Origin of the sequence: Burkholderia savannae, assembly GCF_001524445.2 — a bacterium.
In the GTDB taxonomy this organism is placed as follows: Bacteria; Pseudomonadota; Gammaproteobacteria; order Burkholderiales; family Burkholderiaceae; genus Burkholderia; species Burkholderia savannae.
The window spans coordinates 1,522,989-1,538,762 of sequence record NZ_CP013418.1 but is presented as its reverse complement, the minus strand read 5'-3'; the positions used below and the strand labels follow the sequence as shown (position 1 = coordinate 1,538,762).

Below are 15,774 nucleotides of genomic sequence, written 5' to 3'. Positions count from 1 at the left end.
CGAGCCCCTGCGCGGCAATCCCGATTGCCCGCGCAGGGGCTTTTTGTTACACAAGCGCATGGCCGCTTCTTCTTCAGGTTCTTCTTCGCCGACGCCGACGCATACCGCCGAGCCGCCGTTCGTGCCGGCACGGCTCGCGCGCGCACACGCGCGCTACTGGCGTTTCAACGTCGCGCTGATCGCCGTGTTGATGACGATCGGCTGCATCGTATCGTTCATCGTGCCGCTCTTCGCGCCGGCGCTCGAGCCTCTGCGCTTCGCCGGTTTCAGCCTGCCGTTCTACGTCGGCGCGCAAGGCGCGATTCTCGTCTATCTCGCGTTGATCGCCGTCTACATCGTGCTGATGCAGCGCGCCGACCGAATCCTGCGGCGCGACTACGACGCGTGTGCGGGCGAGGCGAAGCGTGACGACGCCCATCCGCATCCGACGGACGCCGACGCATGCTGACGAATCGGCTGGTTCGGGCGTATGCGCTATACACGATCGGCTTCGTCGCGTTCGTGCTGCTGCTCTGGCGGATCGAGCGCGCGACCGGACCGGGCGTGTGGATCGGCTACGTTTTCCTGTTCGTGCCGATCGCGGTGTATGCGGTGATCGGGCTGCTGTCGCGAACGTCGGATCTCGTCGAATACTACGTCGCCGGGCGGCGCGTGCCGTCCGCGTTCAACGGCATGGCGACCGCCGCCGACTGGCTCTCCGCCGCCTCGTTCATCGGCCTCGCGGGCTCGCTGTACGCGACCGGCTACGACGCGCTCGCGTACTTGATGGGCTGGACGGGCGGCTTCTGCCTTGTCGCGTTCCTGCTCGCGCCTTACGTGCGCAAGCTCGCGCGCTACACGATTCCCGATTTCCTCGGCACGCGCTTCTCGAGCACGCTCGTGAGGGCGCTTGCGGCGATCGCCGCGATCCTGTGCTCGTTCGTCTACCTCGTCGCGCAGATACAGGGCATCGGCCTCATCGCGACGCGCTTCATCGGCGTCGATTTCTCGATCGGCATCTTCTGCGGACTGGCGGGGATTCTCGTTTGCTCGTTTCTCGGCGGGATGCGCGCGGTCACGTGGACGCAGGTCGCGCAGTACATCATCCTGATCATCGCGTTCCTGCTGCCGGTTTCGCTGATCTCGATGAAGAACGGCCTCGGGCCCGTGCCGCAGTTCAATTACGGCCATCTGATGTCGCGCGCCGAAAAGCTCGAGGCGCAGATGCGCGACGCGCCGCAGGAGCGGCAGGTGCGCGACGCGTATCGCCGGCAGGCGGCCGAGATCCAGGCGCAGCTCGATAGGCTGCCGGCGTCGTACGACGACGCGCGCGCGCGGCTCGTGGCAGAAGTGGCCGCGCTGCGCCGGCACAACGGGCCGCTGCGCGAGATCAACCAGCGCGAGCGCGAGCTCGCCGAATTTCCGCGCGATTCGGCGGCGGCGCGGATTGCGTGGGAGCAGGCGCGCGACGATCTGCTCGCGCGCGCGGCCGATCCGGTGCCGATGCACGAGCCGTTTCCGGCCGCGAGCGACGACGACCGCCGGCCGCGCGAGCGCAACTTCCTCGCGCTGCTGCTGTGCCTGTCGCTCGGCACGGCGAGCCTGCCGCACATCCTGACGCGCTACAACACGACGACGTCGGTTGCATCCGCGCGGCGCTCGGTCGGCTGGACGTTGTTCTTCATCGCGCTGTTCTACCTGACGGTGCCGGTGCTCGCGGTGCTGATCAAATACGAGATCCTGACGAACCTGGTGGGGCGGCCGTTCGCCGATCTGCCCGCATGGATCACGCAATGGCATCGATTCGAGCCGGGGCTCATCAGCGTCGTCGATCAATTGCGCGACGGCATCGTCCACTGGTCCGAGATCCAGATGCAGCCCGACATCGTCGTGCTCGCGGCGCCGGAGATTGCGGGGCTGCCGTACGTCGTGTCGGGGCTGATCGCGGCGGGTGCGCTTGCCGCGGCGCTGTCGACGGCGGACGGGCTGCTGCTGACGATCGCGAACGCGCTGTCGCACGACGTCTACTACCACATGGTCGCGCCAGACGCGTCGAGCCAGCGGCGCGTGACGATTTCGAAGGTGCTGCTGCTCGGCGTCGCGCTGTTCGCGTCGTATGTCGCGTCGCTGAATACCGGGAAGATCCTGTTTCTCGTCGGGGCGGCGTTTTCGCTCGCGGCATCGAGCTTTTTCCCGGTGCTCGTGCTCGGCGTGTTCTGGAAGCGCACGACGACGCGCGGCGCGGTGGCGGGGATGGTGACGGGGCTGGGCGTATGCGTTTATTACATCGTGTCGACGTATCCGCTCTTCACGCAGATCACGGGCTTTGCGGGACCGAGCTGGTTCGGCATCGAGCCGATCAGTTCCGGCGTGTTCGGCGTGCCGGCCGGGTTTGCGACGGCGATCGCCGTGAGCCTGCTGGATCGGCGGCCGGACGCCTATACGAACGCGCTCGTCGACTACATCCGGCATCCGTGACGCGGGTTTTGCCAAGGGGTGGCGGTGCGGTTCCGGAATTTGCTATACTTGCCGTCTTCCGGAGAGATGGATGAGTGGTTTAAGTCGCACGCCTGGAAAGCGTGTATAGGTGAAAGCCTATCGGGGGTTCGAATCCCCCTCTCTCCGCCAGAATTCCTTTATAATTCAAGTGCTTGGCGAAGCGGGTGGCGATTAATTGCCTTGATTTCCTGCTGTTTTCTGTACGGAATCGCAACTTAATCGCAACGTCGATTCCGCAAACTTCTCCACTGCTTTTCCGCCCGCATCGGGGTCCGCCGTAGGCATCCACCTAGCGTAGATTCGAACGGTTGTGTTCTGGTTCGAATGGCCCATTTGGCGAGCTACCCACATTGGATGCTCCCCAGCGGAGAGCATCATAGATGCGTATGTATGGCGTGTCTGGTAAGGCTTTCTGTACTTGACCTGTGCCTTCTTTAGTCCCCGAGTCCACACTATCCGGATGGGGGAGTCCCCGGACCATCGAGCATCGTTTCGCGGGTCCTGGAATACTTCCCGGCCTTGTAGATACGTGTGAGCCTTTTGGGCGACTAGCGCAGACATGGCAGGCGGCAAGAGCTTTACCTCCCGGCGACTTGAACGTGTCTTCGTGTCCTCTGCCTCCTTTGCGGTCTGGGTCAATGCCCGTTTGACGACTATCACGCCGCGCTTCCAATCGATGTCCGTCCAATTGAGCGCGACAAGCTCCGAAGTACGTAGCCCGGTCCAAAACGCGAACCGAAACATATTTGCCGCCTGTGGAGGCATGGCTGCGACAATTTCCCGTTGCTCGTCCGCAGTGAATGGGTCTACGTCGTCCTCCTCCTTCGGTGCCTCCTTCTTCCGGTATGTCCACCCGTGGAGGGGATTGGCGGTCAACAACTCATCCTGTACCGCGTCTTCGAGTGCCTTCCGTACAACACTCTGGATGTTGGCAAGACGTTTGTTTGTACATTCCATCTTGTCCAGCCAGTCCCGGAAATCGTTTCGCTTGAGGCTGCCAAGCTCCCGTGAACCGAAGGTCGGAACAAGGTGATACGTCACGATCTTCCGGTACCCATCGAGCGTACTTGCCTTAAGGTGTTTGGCTTGGGCGCAGTCCTGCAAGTACGCATCCGGAATGCCACCACTCCCCGCAGCACATCCCGCCAGTAGGGCCGCCAAGACGACGGCCAACATTCCCTTACTTCCCTTCATCCGCATCCCCGTAGATCGCCTCCCAAATCGCATCAGGGACGACGGTCTGAGCCGTCGCGGGGTATGCCTTGACCGAATCACGCTTGGAGACATTCATGGAAAACAACTACGGACGGATGCTCGGCACGGCGACAAAACGGCCGATGCCAGACGGCTCATATCAGATCGTCGCCTCTTTCAGTTGTTACTCGTATCCGGGGTGTGATGCCGACTACGCTGCTTACGAATTTAACGCCTTGGTCAATATGGCCGGCTCACGTTGATCAAGGAGACGCATCTCATGGAACCACTGACCGGCTTCATCCTGTACGCAGTCTTTGCTCTGCTCGTGGCAGCCATCGCGAAGAAGAAGGGCTTGCGCGGATGGGTATATTTTCTCGTGACCATCGTTCTCGGACCGGTCGTTGTAATGGGGACATCGGTCGTGACCCAAGGGACCGCGAGTGGTGTCCTCGCGGCAACGCTGGCGTTCTTCGTGCCGGTTATCGCGCTGGTCGCGGTGTTGCTTGCCAAAAATGGCCAGCAGATCGCCGCTGAGACCGGGCGGTTCGGTGGATACAGGAAGTGTCCGTTTTGCGCCGAGCCAGTACGGGTTGAGGCGATCAAGTGCAAGCACTGCGGCTCGGCGCTGGAGCCCCCGGCTTCTGGCACTACTTCCGCGAAGGACGACTAGTGTCGGTTCAGCAGCGCATCTGTCCTATGTCGTCGCCCGGAGCCGGGGTATCCATATGTCGGCAGAGTTTTCATGGGCGAAGTTCGAGTATGATCAAGAGGCCTTAAACCAACTGCACGGATTATGGACATCGCTACTCAAAAACAACTTGAAGACCTGAAAGCGCAACACGCTCCGCTGATCGAGCAACTCGTGGCTCGCAGAAGAAATAGTGTGCAGAGCGCCTTGAACGTCGCTGGCGAGGAGTTTCGCAGCTATTTTGAAAGTCTTGGCTTTCAGGTGAGCGGCAGCTATCCGAGTCGGATGACCGCCAAATATCAATCGCTCGAATTTTCATTGCAGTTTGACGAGGCTCAGAGAATCGGATGCTGGGCCGTTGCAGAAGTTCAGCAAATTGCGCCGAAAAAGGCGGCCGCCAGCGCGATGCTCGTAATGAAAGGCACCGGGTCGACGCTGCACGCTGGGCAATCTGATCCTGTCACTGAAATGAAGCGTGAAATTCAGGAAACGCAGATTGCTCTCGCTGGCCCGGAGCCACAGTTTGAATTCATGACCAAGGAGGCTGCCGGCGTCGGGCAACGGCCGGGTATGCCAGCGCTTAAGCGATATACGTCGTTCGGCGAATTCCTTCGCGACAAATTCAAGTAAAAACGCCGTTCGCGAGCGAGTAGCGCTGCCTACTAGCTTGCGGAGGCACCCGGCGGACATATCTGACCACAACCGTCCGTTTTTGGACGTCTGACGACGACGTGTCCAAAAGCCTGCCTAGCGCCCGCGTACACCCTTCCAATGTTTTGCACGTCGTTTTCGGACATGAGGGGCAGCTGAGTTTTGCCCGGCGGGCGAGCGATACCGGGACCCAGGGGTTAGACTAGCGGCGTCCACAAGCACCGACAACAAGGACGCCGCCATGCCCGACACGAAGCCGGACCCGCAGTTTCAACTTGAGCACTTGCCGGCCGGGTCCGCCCCCAACCCGCGCAATCTTTATTTCACGGCCATCATGTCCCAGATGGCTTACAAGCTCGAAGAGTACAGCGGAAAGCAATTCGCAAACGGCACACTTTCCCACTTCCGAGTTGGGAATCTTCGCGGGCTCGTCTTGGACAGCCCGAGCGTCTTTGTCATCGCACTTACCGGCTCGGAAACTGCAAAGGACTGGCTGTCGAATCTGGACATGCGAAAGGTGCGCACTCCGTTCGGTGGCGTGCATTCGGGCTTCATGCGCTCCTTCCTTGAGATCGAGCACGAAGTGATTCCGTACATCTGGACCCTATCAATCGTGGACAAGCCAATCGTGATCTGCGGGCACAGTCGCGGCGGCGCGCTTGGACAGCTTCTGGCGGCCATCCTTCATCACCGGGGAACGCCCGTCCATTCCGTTTACACCTTCAACTCGCCAAAGGTCGGCGGACGAGATTTCGCGGAATACATGCAGCGCACCGGCATCCCACTGCATCTGGTCGTCAATGGCAATGATTTGGTTTCCCAATTGCCCCCGTCGTCGTGGGGCGAATGGTTTCGACTGGTGTTCTTCGTGCTTCCTATGAACTTGCTCTTGGCTGTCCCACTTATGCTCGTGGGCCGGATTTTGAGGCGAAACAAGCGTGTCCCTTGAAGGCAGAGCACTGCTTCACTATATCCCATGATCCAACCCGCTGTAGGGCCGATAACGCGTTACCGCGCGCCGCCTATCAATTGGCCGTTGCTCTTTGAGAGAGGTCAGAGGTGGCCTCACTCGTTCGGACAGTTTTCTGAGATTTTTAAGTGGAACGTCCGAGGCAATCATGCTGCCGATTTGATCGCAGGCAGCGTCGCGAAGTATGCCTCATCCGGCGTCCGATCCGCCAGGCTCGAATGGGGCCGTTTTCGGTTGTACAGCTCGATGTAGTCGCCGATGGAGCGCCGGGCATGGCTGACCGACTCGTAAGCTCGCAGGTAAACCTCTTCGTACTTGACGCTGCGCCACACGCGTTCGACGAACACGTTGTCGCGCCAGGCCCCTTTACCGTCCATCGACAGCCGCACGCCTCGACCCAGTACGGCCTCGGTGAACGCGCCCGCCGTGAACTGGCTGCCCTGATCGGTGTTCACAATGTCCGGCAGCCCGTAGCGCGCGAACGCTTCCTCGAGCGCCTCGACGGCGTGCACTGCTTCCAGCGTGATCGCCACCCGGTGCGAGAGCACCTTGCGACTTGACCAATCCACTACTGCCGTCAGGTACACGAAGCCTCGCGCCATCGGAATGTATGTCGTGTCCAGTGCCCACGCCTGATTGGCCCGGGCGATTTTCATGCCGCGCAGCAGGTACGGCCAGATCTTGTGCTGCGCATTGCGTCGGCTCGTGTTCGGCTTGCAGTACAGCGCTTCCACGCCCATGCGTTTCATCAGCGTGCGCACGCGGCGGCGGCCGACCTCATAGCCTTCCCGGCGCAACAGACGCGCCAGCATCCGCGCTCCGGCAAACGGAAACTCCATGTGCAGTTCGTCGATCCGCCGCATCAGCAACTGGTCCGCCTCGCTCACTGGCTGCGCCCGGTAATACGCGCTCGATCTCGCGATGCCAACCAGTCGCGTCTGTCGCGAAACCGGCAGCGCATGCGTACGGTCAATCATCGCTTTGCGCTCAGCAGTCCGGCTTTGCCGAGCGCTCCTGACAAAAAATCGTTCTCCAGCGTCAACTGTCCGATTTTCGCGTGCAGCGTTTTCACGTCCACCGGCGGCTCGTTCGACGGTGGAGCGGCCGCGCCGAACACATCCGCCGCACGCTCCTGCAGTTGCCGCTTCCACTCCGTGATCTGGTTCGGGTGCACATCGAACTGCTGCGCCAGTTCGGCCAGCGTGCGCTCGCCCTTGACCGCCGCCAGGGCCACTTTCGCTTTGAACGCCGCTGAGTGCGTCCGTCGGGTTCTCTTCGTCATCTTTCCGGTTCCTTTGCCTGCATTATCGCTGGCTCAGGCCCCGGGCATTCCACTTACCCGACTGTCCGAATTTGCGCGGCCACCTCTGTCGTTCGTTCCCAGCGCGGCGACTCGGATTCACGCAACGGGTCGTCAGTTGACCGTCAGGGTATAACATCCCGGCGACAAGCTTGACGCACGGCACCAAGGGGTTAATGTTCGGCCATATTTGTTCGATTGGGGGGCGCGAAGTTGAGCCGAGTCTTTGCCTACTGCCGGGTCTCGACAGCCGAGCAGACAACAGACAATCAAGTCGTCGAAATCCGTGCAGCCGGCTTCAGCCGCCAAACCATCATGCGGCTGCGTGCGCGAGGCGATGTGGTCAGCGTGACGTAAGGGTGGTCTGTGGGACCGATCTGCTTGGTCCTACAGACCACCCTTCGTTTCCTCAGTACACTGCTCCGATGGAGTACAGTTCGGCGACCTCGCAACGGCCACGGTGGCCGATCTGGTCGGCCAAATTGGCCGGTCGGTCTCTTTGGTTTTGCAACCAGTTTCAAAATATAGAGAACGTCTAAATGAGCACCATCACAGGGCGGTCCTCGCGCCGTCTGTTCAAACAGTTCAGCAACGTCCCGAACGGCGTGCCGGTGACTGAATCCGTCCGAGTGGTCTATAGCGTCGAGCCATTACACGCTGAAATCCTGCTGGCACGCCGTCTCGCTTATCAGAGCCAGGACCCGCGCTGCGGTGGGCTGCGCCTCTACGACGACACCTTCTTGTCCGAGGTCCGCGCTGTGCTGTCCCGCCGCCCGGAGGACATCGATCTGCCCGCTTCGTTCGAGCGTTGAGACCCATCTCGGCTTACATGGTAGCGGACTGCATCGCGCGGCCGGGGCGTGCGCAGGCTGGAGTTTGGTATTTCAAAGGGATTAGCGATGAATCAAGAATGGATTCTACAAACAAAAGAAACGCGCCGAGCCTTCGCGGAGGCAACCTGGGTTCCTTTGAGGGCGTCGCACAACGACGAGCAGGGTGAAGTTCGGAAAGTGGGCTATGTCAGCGAATACTTTGGCTGTGGGTCCGTTGCGTTCCCACCGGAGCATCGCGAGGTCGCCGAACGACTTAGCTGGTCTGATATCGGAATCAGTCACAACGTGCAGCCGTATGCTTACGAAGACGGACACTATTCGCCTATCGACCAGTACCAGTACAACGACAAGGAACCGATCGGAGTCGAACTTGTTTTCGAACATCCGCAACCGGTCGTTGGCGGAACGCAGTGGATTCTGAATCCCGACCTTGTCGTTGCTCTACATCTGATAAAGGATGGAGGCAACTGGGTAAGGCCTGAAGAGGATTTCGTGATTGTCGCGCGCGAAGTGCTTGATGAAAAAGACGGGCATCGCCTGATCGAGATCAAGCGCGAATTTCTCATGGACTATTTGGCAGCTAGGAATCTTTCGCTTCGCCTGTCGTACTACCGCCAACGGGTCGAAAACGTCGTCGCCCTTGAAGGCAGCGCATACGAGAATCTGGACGACCGCGAAGAAGAACGAGACGGCGGGCGGTTCGAGCTTCGTATTCGTAGCGTGGACGATGTATTCGGCGGAAGCTGGGCAACCTTCCGGGCATGGCGAACCGATGTTGACGAAGATGAAGACGCTCCCGTAATGGGACCGGAAAGCGACGACAACACCGATTACGAAACCGGACATGGGCATCACAGCGGCTTTGACGGTGTGCGGGTGGAGGGTGAATTTTGGCGCGACGAATGGATCGAACACCGAGGCCAAAGCGTCCGCGTTCGAGGTGACGCGGATAGGAACCTTCCTCAATTCATCGTTGAGACTGACGGAAAGCGCATGTCGTCTTCCGAATTAGACTATGAGGATGTCGGTCGTTGGCTGTGGTTCCGCTCTAGCATCGTCAACGAACTTCTCGGCCACCGTGGCTTTTCTCTTGGATGGTACACGGCGGAAACCGGCGGTATTCGATCCACGTCCGGCTATGTGACGCACTTCGGGGTCAACTCTTCGGATCTGGTCACGGTCTACGCCCATGATGTTGCGCGCCTTGCCGCATGGGAACAGCACATTTGGGCTGCTCACAACGTCGTGCCTGATGGAAAAGTTTCGAACGAGCTGCTGTCAGCGCAGGTGAAAGCGCAGGTAGCACCCACGCACGCTGTTGAAGAAATGCTGTTCGAAAGCATGCGGATGCTAGAAGGGGGCTTTCGCGAGAACTTCGGTGTCGGGCTGTACACACACGAGATTGATGATGTGGAGGTCATGCAGCATGTGTCGCGCTTTGCGAGCAAGGACCAAGCTTCATTGCTCAGGCTCGCGAAGGAGCTTGTTCGGGTATTTTCGGACCGCCTCGATGTGCGCGCACTCCGCAAGCTTTCGACGCATGCGGAGAAGGAGAAGCTGGGATCAAACAAGCTCCTTCAGGATATCTTGGCGCAAAAGGTTGGAGCCGAGAAAGCTCGCCGCATCTTTGGCCCTATCGCTGGTACCTATGATATGCGGGTAGGTGACGCGCATCCGACCAGCTCGAAAATCGGAGAAGCGCTCAAGCTTGCCGAAATTGATGTGAGCCGTTCGTTCATGCGACAGGGCGAGCAACTGATTCACAATTTCGGCCGATCTGTGTGGTGGACAGGTAAATTGCTCTTTGGCGAATCGCAAGAGCGAGGAGCGTAGAATCGGTGCGTTGCTGGGCCGATGCGATTACGAGGTCAACGGGACGTGCCGCATGACAAGCGCTGCCGGTGCCGCCGTTGAATGCCTCATAGTGGAGGGCGGGCGTGATTCAGTTTCTTGCCGATCAGCTTGACCAATTGGACTTGGCACTTGATCAGCTCGCGCTCAAGGACCGAAATTTCGACCGGTTCGCGCTGATGCTGATTGACAATGCAGTCGAACTGACATTGCACGAGCATGCACAGGATATTCGTCGCGACGCCGAACTGTATCCGCCGGACGATGGCCCCCGATGCGACCCAAAGCTCGTGACCGCCGCGTTAGGTCCATATTTCGATGCGAAGATAAAGCTTGCCCGGACGACGGGACTCGTCATTGGCGAGTTGGCGGACACCATCCAGTATCTGCATGGATTTCGCAATTCCGCCTATCACCGAGGCGCGCGCCACGATGGCATTCTGCATGCACTTGCGCTCTTCTACGCCCGCAGCGCGTGCCAACTGCTCGCGAAGTACGAGCCGCTTTTTTGGTCGACTTCCGGTAGAGACAGCATCCCGCATCGCGCCGTGAAGTACCTTGGCTCGGTGAAATCCGTTTCGCCTAGGGAAGCATTCAAGCTGGCGTGGGAGCGCTTGGGCGATGTTGCAGCCCATCACGGCGACACCTTAATCGATGATTTGCATTCGGATATGGCGCGCACGATTGATCTTGCCGATGAACAGGTAACGTTTCTCGCTCAACATCCCGAACCGAACGGAACGCCCCGCGATCAGGTCGTGATCGACTGCTTGTTGTGGCCGATCGCGTTCTCAGACGAAGGCGAGAAATATGCTGCGGCACATGGTGGCCCTGTGCCGATGACACCGGAATATCTGACGTGGATCGCGCAAAACTACCCGTGGCCGGTACGGACGGACCCAATTCCGTCATGGCGAAATAGGGCACCCATCTCGCACATCACGTTGATAGCGACGGGGGAGTGGAACAGTATGGGCGCTCGGACGCGACCTTCCTTCTCACGATGGCGGCTGCGGTAATCACGAGGGCCGCAGCGAGAGCGCCAGCTCATAAATGAGGTCGGGAAGTTCGCCGCGAACCGCATCAATTTCCGGAAATATTGGCGCTCTTCAACCGCCACAGGAAGTAGCCTGACCTGAGACGTTTCTTGTATCCATCTGGCAAGTGAGTTCTCTTTTATCCCAGAGGCAAGGAGAACTCGATGAAGAAGCGATTTACCGACGAGCAGATCATCCGGATCTTGCGCGAGGCCGAGAGCCGGGACGAGCCGGTGAAGGATCTGTGCAAGCGCCACAACATCTCGGAACAGACGTTCTATCGTTGGCGCAACAAGTTCGGCGGCATGGATGTGGCCGACGCCCGCCGGCTCAAGGATCTGGAATCGGAGAACGAGCGGCTCAAGCGTTTGATCGCCGAGCAATTGCTGGTTATCGACGGCCTGAAGGAATTCAGCCGAAAAAAATGAGTACCCCAACGGGCCGGCGCGAAGCGCTGGAAGTCCTGACTCGGCGGGGGCTATCACAACGCAAGGCATGTTCTATCTGGGGCTGAGTCGCCGGGCGGCCACCTATACGCTCAACCGGAGAAGGACCGGAGCCTGGGCGAGCGGCTGATCGCGGCTGCTCAGGAAGTGCCGCGCTTCGGCTACCGGCGGATGTCGGCTTGGCTGGCGCTGGGCGAATCGCGCGTGCGGCGAATGTGGCGAGCCTTGCAGCTCAACATTCCGCGTCGGCGGCCTCGCCGTCGTCGTTGTGGCAACGACATTCGCCTGCCCGGTGCGACACAACCGAATTCGGTATGGAGCTACGACTTCGTGCACGACCAGTTGGTGGACGGGCGGGCATTGAAGATGCTTTGCGTGATCGATGAATACACTCGCGAATGCCTGGCGATCGAAGTCGGTGCCAGCTTGCGGTCGCAGGATGTGATCTTGACGCTGTCGCGACTGATGCGGCTGTACGGCAAGCCCGCATTCGTTCGGTCTGACAACGGCGCTGAATTTACTGCTGCCAAGGTTATGCGCTGGCTGCGAGACGCTGCAATCGGTCCGGCCTTCATCGCGCCTGGCAGTCCGTGGCAAAACGGGTTCGTCGAGAGCTTTAACGGCAAGCTGCGTGACGAATTGCTGAACCGGGAATGGTTCCGCAGCCGTGCCGAGGCCAAGGTACTCATCGAACGCTGGCGGCAGTTCTACAACGAGCGCCGGCCCCATAGCGCGCATCGCTATCAACCTCCGGCCACGGTCCGTCGAGCCTGGTTGGATTCCGATAATATCGACGCGAAACTCACTGCCTGATTGGCTACAAAATCCCGCCGCAGGTCAATTCGACGCGGAGAGGAATTGGGGTGCGGGTGGGTGAGATGTGGCGTTAATCGAGGATGTTGTTTTGCTTGATGATTTCGTCGCTGGGGCGGCGCTTTTTTTGAATCGTGTGCGAGATAGCGCGTTCGAATTCGGGGGAGCCGGACTGAGCGGAATGAGCGAAATTTTGAATGACGAACATTCCGGCGATGGGCAGCTGTTCGTTCATCACTTGTTCACGGAGCTTCGGAGCCTTGAAGCGCTTGCGGTGACGAAGGCGCGCGGTCGCGTGGCTCGGCATGGCGATTCCGCCAAAACGGCGCACGACGACTTTCGCGGTGACGGGCGTAAAACATGTCGGAAACGGGGGCGTCGTATCGTTCGATGTCGAAAATCTGCATCGCATCGCATCGCATTGCAGCAGCCCATGCCGGCCGCGACCTTCCGAGAAATTCGCCGTCAGGTGATCCCATGGGCTTTCTTCCACTTGCGCAAACGCGCGCGCGCATTGGCATACGGCGACGACGTATTGAATTGGATCATCCGTCCCAGCGTGTATTTCTCGTACCAGCGCGCGCCATACAGAGATTCGTCGGTTTCCCGCTCGACGAGCGACACGATGCGCGCGTGCACGTCGGCGAACCGGTGCAGCAAGCCGGGATAGTCGTCATGGGCATGATCGGCATAGAACTTCTGTGCCAGGCGCCCCAGTTCGTTCCACTTGTACCCGGTATCGGGAAAATCCACCGGCCGGCCGTGCGCGCTGGCGTCGCACCATTTCAGCACCAACTGGTTCCAGCCGATCAGGTAGGCCACCAGATCGGCCGCGCTCATCCGCGTGCCTCGTGCGTGGCCTTCCAGGGTAGCCTCACGTGCGCGTTCCGGCGGCACGCCGGCAAGGTCCGCCGCCAGCTTTTCGTAAGTGGTGCGGATCGCATCCAGCAATTCCTGCCTGGTTTGTGGGATAGCCATGTCGTGTGATTCCCGCGCGTTGTCGAATGCGTTCGGATGCCGACGGACGACGGCCCGCCAGGCAGGGAACAATCGTTTTGGTTCGGCGGCGGCTACGTCGCCGCTGCAAGATAGCGGAAGTTGTCCCGTGCGGCGGCCGAGCCGAGCATCCGGCGCTCGTATCATGCGCAAGGCAACCGCGCGCCGATCCGTTTCGATTGTGAGCGCGTTGCGCGCGCGTCGGCAATGGTCAATCAACGTGCGAACTCGTTGGGCTTTCGCTTGTCGATTCGCCACAACGTCGAGGCGCTTGGCGCGATCGATCTTGATCTCTTTCGCTCGCGCCGCAGATTCGCCGGCGCAAGCCGCTTTCGATCGGCGAAATCGCGGCGATGCCGTTCTTCTCGATACGGCTCGCGCAGGACTTGCCGGCCGATTTTCGACGTTCGATCCGAATCGCTGCACACAGTTCAAAATCCCTTATCCTGCGTTTCTGGCGTCAGTCGTCCGGGCGGCAACGGACACGAACACCTGGAACGGTCGTCCGGCTTCGCGCCGGGCGTTCGAGCAACGGAACGGAATGCATCGGCGCGACGGGCGACGGCATGGCCTGCCGGCCGGCAAGAGAATCGCCGGGCGATGTGGCAAGGCCGCCGTCGTCGCCGATGCACGCCACGCACCGAGGAATTCAGGATGAAGCTGCTTCTCGTCGGATCGACCGGGCTCGTCGGCCGACACGTGCTGGACCTGGCGCTTGCCGATCCGCGTGTCGACGGCGTGGTGGCGCTCGCGCGCCGCGCGCTGCCTGCACATCCGAAGCTGCACGCGCCGCGCGTCGACTTCGATCGCCTGCCCGACGACGCGCCGTGGTGGCGCGCGGACGCGGTGATCTGCACGCTCGGCACGACGATGCGCGCCGCGGGCTCCCGGCCCGCGTTCAGGCGCGTCGATCACGACTATCCGCTCGCGGTCGCGCGCATCGCCCGGCAGCACGGCACGCCGACCTACGTGCTCAATTCGGCCGTCGGCGCCGATCCGTCGTCGCGCTTCTTCTACAACCGCGTGAAGGGCGAACTGGAGCGGGATCTGGCCGGTCTCGGCTTCGCTTCATTCACCGCAGTGCGGCCGGGGCTGATCGGTGGGCAGCGCGGCGAGTTTCGCGCCGGCGAGCGGGCCGCGGTGCTCGCGCTGACGCTGCTCGGGCCGCTGCTGCCGCGCGGCTGGCGGATCAACCCGGCGCCGCGGATCGCCCGCGCACTGATCGAGGCGGCGCTGGTTCCGGAGCCGGGCGGGCATGTCGTGGCGTCCGATCGATTGACCTGACCGCCACGCACGTCGGCCCGAACGTCGGCCGGTGGCGCTTGCGCGCCACGGGCGCCGTCAGCGAAGACGGCTAACGAACGCTATCCTTGCGCTTGTGCGAGCGCTGCCGGTAGTCGTCGGACGATGGACGATGAGCGATGGGTTACGGGTTACGGGCGTCGGCGTCGGCGTCGGCGTCGAAAGACGCATCGTCGAGCCGATCGGTGGCCGTTGCGTCGCGCCGCGCTTGCAAGTGCATGTCGGTCGGCTCGCCGCCGTCGCTTGGGCGGCGCAGGCGAGGTTGGAAGCGATGGATGCGATGCGCATGGCGACCGCATCGAAGCGAGGCCGTCGGCGCATCGGCGACGCATGGCAAGCAACGCGCTCCGGGCGCGCGGCGTGCGGTGCGCAGCGTGTGGCATGAGGTATGTGACGTGAGGCGCGCGGCGCCAAGCACGCGGCGTCGGCGAATCGATCACGTCCGAACGGTTGCAACCCGCCCGGCATCATCCCGTGGCAATTCTCTTTGTGGAGTCTGAATGGACAGTCATATCGCTGCGGTCGAGCTGAAAAAAGCTTATCGACTCATCAATCACGGTCCGACGGTGCTCGTGTCCGCGCGCCACGACGGCGTGGACAACGTAATGGCGGCGGCATGGGCGTGCGCGCTGGATTTCTCGCCGCCGAAGCTGACGGTGGTGCTCGACAAGGCGACGAAAACGCGCGAGCTCATCGAGAAGGGCGGTGGCTTCGTCGTCCAGGTGCCGACGGCGGCGCAGTTGCGACTTACGCACGAGGTCGGCAGCCATAGCCTGTCGGACCAGCCGGACAAACTGCAGCGTGCCGGCGTGCAGCTGTTTTCGATCGACGGCCACGACGTGCCTTTCGTCGCGGGCTGCTCCGCGTGGCTCGCGTGCAGGCTCGTGCCGGAGCCGCATAACCAGCAGGCCTACGACCTGTTCATCGGCGAGGTCGTAGCCGCATGGTCCGATACGCGCGCGTTCAAGGACGGGCATTGGCAATTCGAACAAGCGGAGCCGGCGTGGCGGAGCCTGCATCACGTCGCGGGCGGCCACTTCTATGCGATCGGCGACGCGCTCTCGGTTCGCGAGACCGGCGAGCAGCGCATCGAGGAAGCGTTGTAGGCACACGCGGCGCGCGCGAGGCGGGCGCGCTTCGTCGTGGGCTCGGCCGGCGAGCGCATGCTGAGTTTGCGTGCGGGCAGGCAATGAGAAGAGGGGCGATTGAATG

15 protein-coding genes, 1 tRNA gene and 2 pseudogenes are annotated in these 15,774 nt (G+C 61.2%); 14 read left to right on the top strand and 4 right to left on the bottom strand.

The window, feature by feature from the left end:
* Positions 1-121 precede the first annotated feature (121 nt).
* The 3 genes from WS78_RS27910 (at position 122) to WS78_RS27900 (ending at position 2,607) form a co-directional block, all read left to right on the top strand.
* A complete protein-coding gene (locus WS78_RS27910) occupies positions 122-448 on the top strand; it encodes a DUF4212 domain-containing protein (protein WP_038748186.1) in 327 nt (108 codons plus the stop codon).
* Positions 442-2,457 carry a VC_2705 family sodium/solute symporter gene (locus WS78_RS27905; protein WP_038748188.1) on the top strand — a complete coding sequence of 672 codons (2,016 nt, stop codon included), beginning with the start codon at positions 442-444 and terminating at the stop codon, positions 2,455-2,457. The genes WS78_RS27910 and WS78_RS27905 overlap by 7 nt, the downstream gene beginning before the upstream one ends.
* A 60-nt stretch (positions 2,458-2,517) precedes the next feature.
* A tRNA-Ser gene (locus WS78_RS27900) sits at positions 2,518-2,607 on the top strand.
* Positions 2,608-2,649: 42 nt separating this feature from the next.
* Here the strand turns inward: WS78_RS27900 and WS78_RS27895 are convergent.
* On the bottom strand, positions 2,650-3,654 hold the full coding sequence (locus tag WS78_RS27895) for a site-specific integrase (RefSeq protein ID WP_197419423.1): 1,005 nt from the start codon (positions 3,652-3,654) through the stop codon (positions 2,650-2,652).
* A 113-nt stretch (positions 3,655-3,767) separates the two neighbouring features.
* On the opposite strand from WS78_RS27895, the gene WS78_RS36440 reads away from it, so the two are divergent.
* From WS78_RS36440 to WS78_RS27880, 4 genes are all read left to right on the top strand, one after another.
* Positions 3,768-3,935 carry a hypothetical protein gene (locus WS78_RS36440; RefSeq protein ID WP_156437466.1) on the top strand — a complete coding sequence of 56 codons (168 nt, stop codon included), beginning with the start codon at positions 3,768-3,770 and terminating at the stop codon, positions 3,933-3,935.
* 17 nt (positions 3,936-3,952) lie between these two features.
* On the top strand, positions 3,953-4,345 hold the full coding sequence (locus tag WS78_RS27890) for a zinc ribbon domain-containing protein (protein ID WP_059574463.1): 393 nt from the start codon (positions 3,953-3,955) through the stop codon (positions 4,343-4,345).
* A 123-nt stretch (positions 4,346-4,468) separates the two neighbouring features.
* Entirely contained in the window at positions 4,469-4,993 is a 525-nt protein-coding gene (locus tag WS78_RS27885; RefSeq protein WP_059574456.1) for a hypothetical protein, read from the top strand.
* 262 nt (positions 4,994-5,255) lie between these two features.
* On the top strand, positions 5,256-5,963 hold the full coding sequence (locus WS78_RS27880) for a lipase family protein (protein ID WP_059574459.1): 708 nt from the start codon (positions 5,256-5,258) through the stop codon (positions 5,961-5,963).
* A gap of 167 nt (positions 5,964-6,130) precedes the next feature.
* On the opposite strand, the gene WS78_RS27875 is transcribed toward WS78_RS27880, so the two are convergent.
* Positions 6,131-7,266 (bottom strand): IS3 family transposase gene (locus tag WS78_RS27875; protein ID WP_394335868.1). Its coding sequence is split into 2 segments (ribosomal slippage): positions 6,131-7,011 and positions 7,011-7,266, totalling 1,137 coding nucleotides; the frame shifts between segments, so codons are not numbered across the junction.
* Between the two features lie 231 nt (positions 7,267-7,497).
* On the opposite strand from WS78_RS27875, the pseudogene WS78_RS36435 reads away from it, so the two are divergent.
* The 5 genes and pseudogenes from WS78_RS36435 to WS78_RS27855 all read left to right on the top strand — a co-directional run.
* A pseudogene (locus tag WS78_RS36435) lies at positions 7,498-7,587 on the top strand (recombinase family protein); the annotation flags it as partial.
* A gap of 236 nt (positions 7,588-7,823) precedes the next feature.
* Positions 7,824-8,096 (top strand): hypothetical protein, encoded by a 273-nt coding sequence (locus tag WS78_RS27870; protein WP_059579175.1) that lies wholly within the window; start codon positions 7,824-7,826, stop codon positions 8,094-8,096.
* A gap of 87 nt (positions 8,097-8,183) precedes the next feature.
* The gene (locus WS78_RS27865) at positions 8,184-9,950 is read left to right on the top strand and encodes a hypothetical protein (protein WP_059579178.1); all 1,767 of its coding nucleotides are present in this window, start codon (positions 8,184-8,186) and stop codon (positions 9,948-9,950) included.
* A gap of 104 nt (positions 9,951-10,054) precedes the next feature.
* Positions 10,055-10,987, top strand: coding sequence for a hypothetical protein (locus WS78_RS27860; RefSeq protein ID WP_059579182.1), 933 nt, complete (start codon positions 10,055-10,057; stop codon positions 10,985-10,987).
* 182 nt (positions 10,988-11,169) lie between these two features.
* Positions 11,170-12,264: pseudogene (locus tag WS78_RS27855) on the top strand (IS3 family transposase).
* Positions 12,265-12,337: 73 nt separating this feature from the next.
* On the opposite strand, the gene WS78_RS36430 reads toward WS78_RS27855, so the two are convergent.
* Entirely contained in the window at positions 12,338-12,757 is a 420-nt protein-coding gene (locus WS78_RS36430; protein WP_145986925.1) for a hypothetical protein, read from the bottom strand.
* The gene (locus tag WS78_RS27845; RefSeq protein WP_269434506.1) at positions 12,730-13,479 is read right to left on the bottom strand and encodes a ClbS/DfsB family four-helix bundle protein; all 750 of its coding nucleotides are present in this window, start codon (positions 13,477-13,479) and stop codon (positions 12,730-12,732) included. Before WS78_RS27845 ends, WS78_RS36430 begins: the two co-directional genes overlap by 28 nt.
* A gap of 435 nt (positions 13,480-13,914) precedes the next feature.
* On the opposite strand from WS78_RS27845, the gene WS78_RS27835 reads away from it, so the two are divergent.
* Together WS78_RS27835 and WS78_RS27830 are read left to right on the top strand one after the other, a co-directional pair.
* Entirely contained in the window at positions 13,915-14,544 is a 630-nt protein-coding gene (locus WS78_RS27835) for a Rossmann-fold NAD(P)-binding domain-containing protein (protein WP_038748196.1), read from the top strand.
* Between the two features lie 518 nt (positions 14,545-15,062).
* Positions 15,063-15,668: a flavin reductase family protein gene (locus tag WS78_RS27830; protein ID WP_038748198.1), complete on the top strand. Its 606-nt coding sequence runs from the start codon at positions 15,063-15,065 to the stop codon at positions 15,666-15,668.
* Positions 15,669-15,774: the final 106 nt, after the last annotated feature.

Bases quoted from the DNA above. Each gene is read 5' to 3' on its own strand.
- WS78_RS27885 (WP_059574456.1), top strand. From the start codon at position 4,469: ATGGACATCGCTACTCAAAAACAACTTGAAGACCTGAAAGCGCAACAC.
- WS78_RS27895 (WP_197419423.1), bottom strand. From the start codon at position 3,654: ATGTTGGCCGTCGTCTTGGCGGCCCTACTGGCGGGATGTGCTGCGGGG.
- WS78_RS36440 (WP_156437466.1), top strand. From the start codon at position 3,768: ATGGAAAACAACTACGGACGGATGCTCGGCACGGCGACAAAACGGCCG.
- WS78_RS27870 (WP_059579175.1), top strand. From the start codon at position 7,824: ATGAGCACCATCACAGGGCGGTCCTCGCGCCGTCTGTTCAAACAGTTC.
- WS78_RS27880 (WP_059574459.1), top strand. From the start codon at position 5,256: ATGCCCGACACGAAGCCGGACCCGCAGTTTCAACTTGAGCACTTGCCG.
- WS78_RS27865 (WP_059579178.1), top strand. From the start codon at position 8,184: ATGAATCAAGAATGGATTCTACAAACAAAAGAAACGCGCCGAGCCTTC.
- WS78_RS27830 (WP_038748198.1), top strand. From the start codon at position 15,063: ATGGACAGTCATATCGCTGCGGTCGAGCTGAAAAAAGCTTATCGACTC.
- WS78_RS27905 (WP_038748188.1), top strand. From the start codon at position 442: ATGCTGACGAATCGGCTGGTTCGGGCGTATGCGCTATACACGATCGGC.
- WS78_RS27835 (WP_038748196.1), top strand. From the start codon at position 13,915: ATGAAGCTGCTTCTCGTCGGATCGACCGGGCTCGTCGGCCGACACGTG.
- WS78_RS27890 (WP_059574463.1), top strand. From the start codon at position 3,953: ATGGAACCACTGACCGGCTTCATCCTGTACGCAGTCTTTGCTCTGCTC.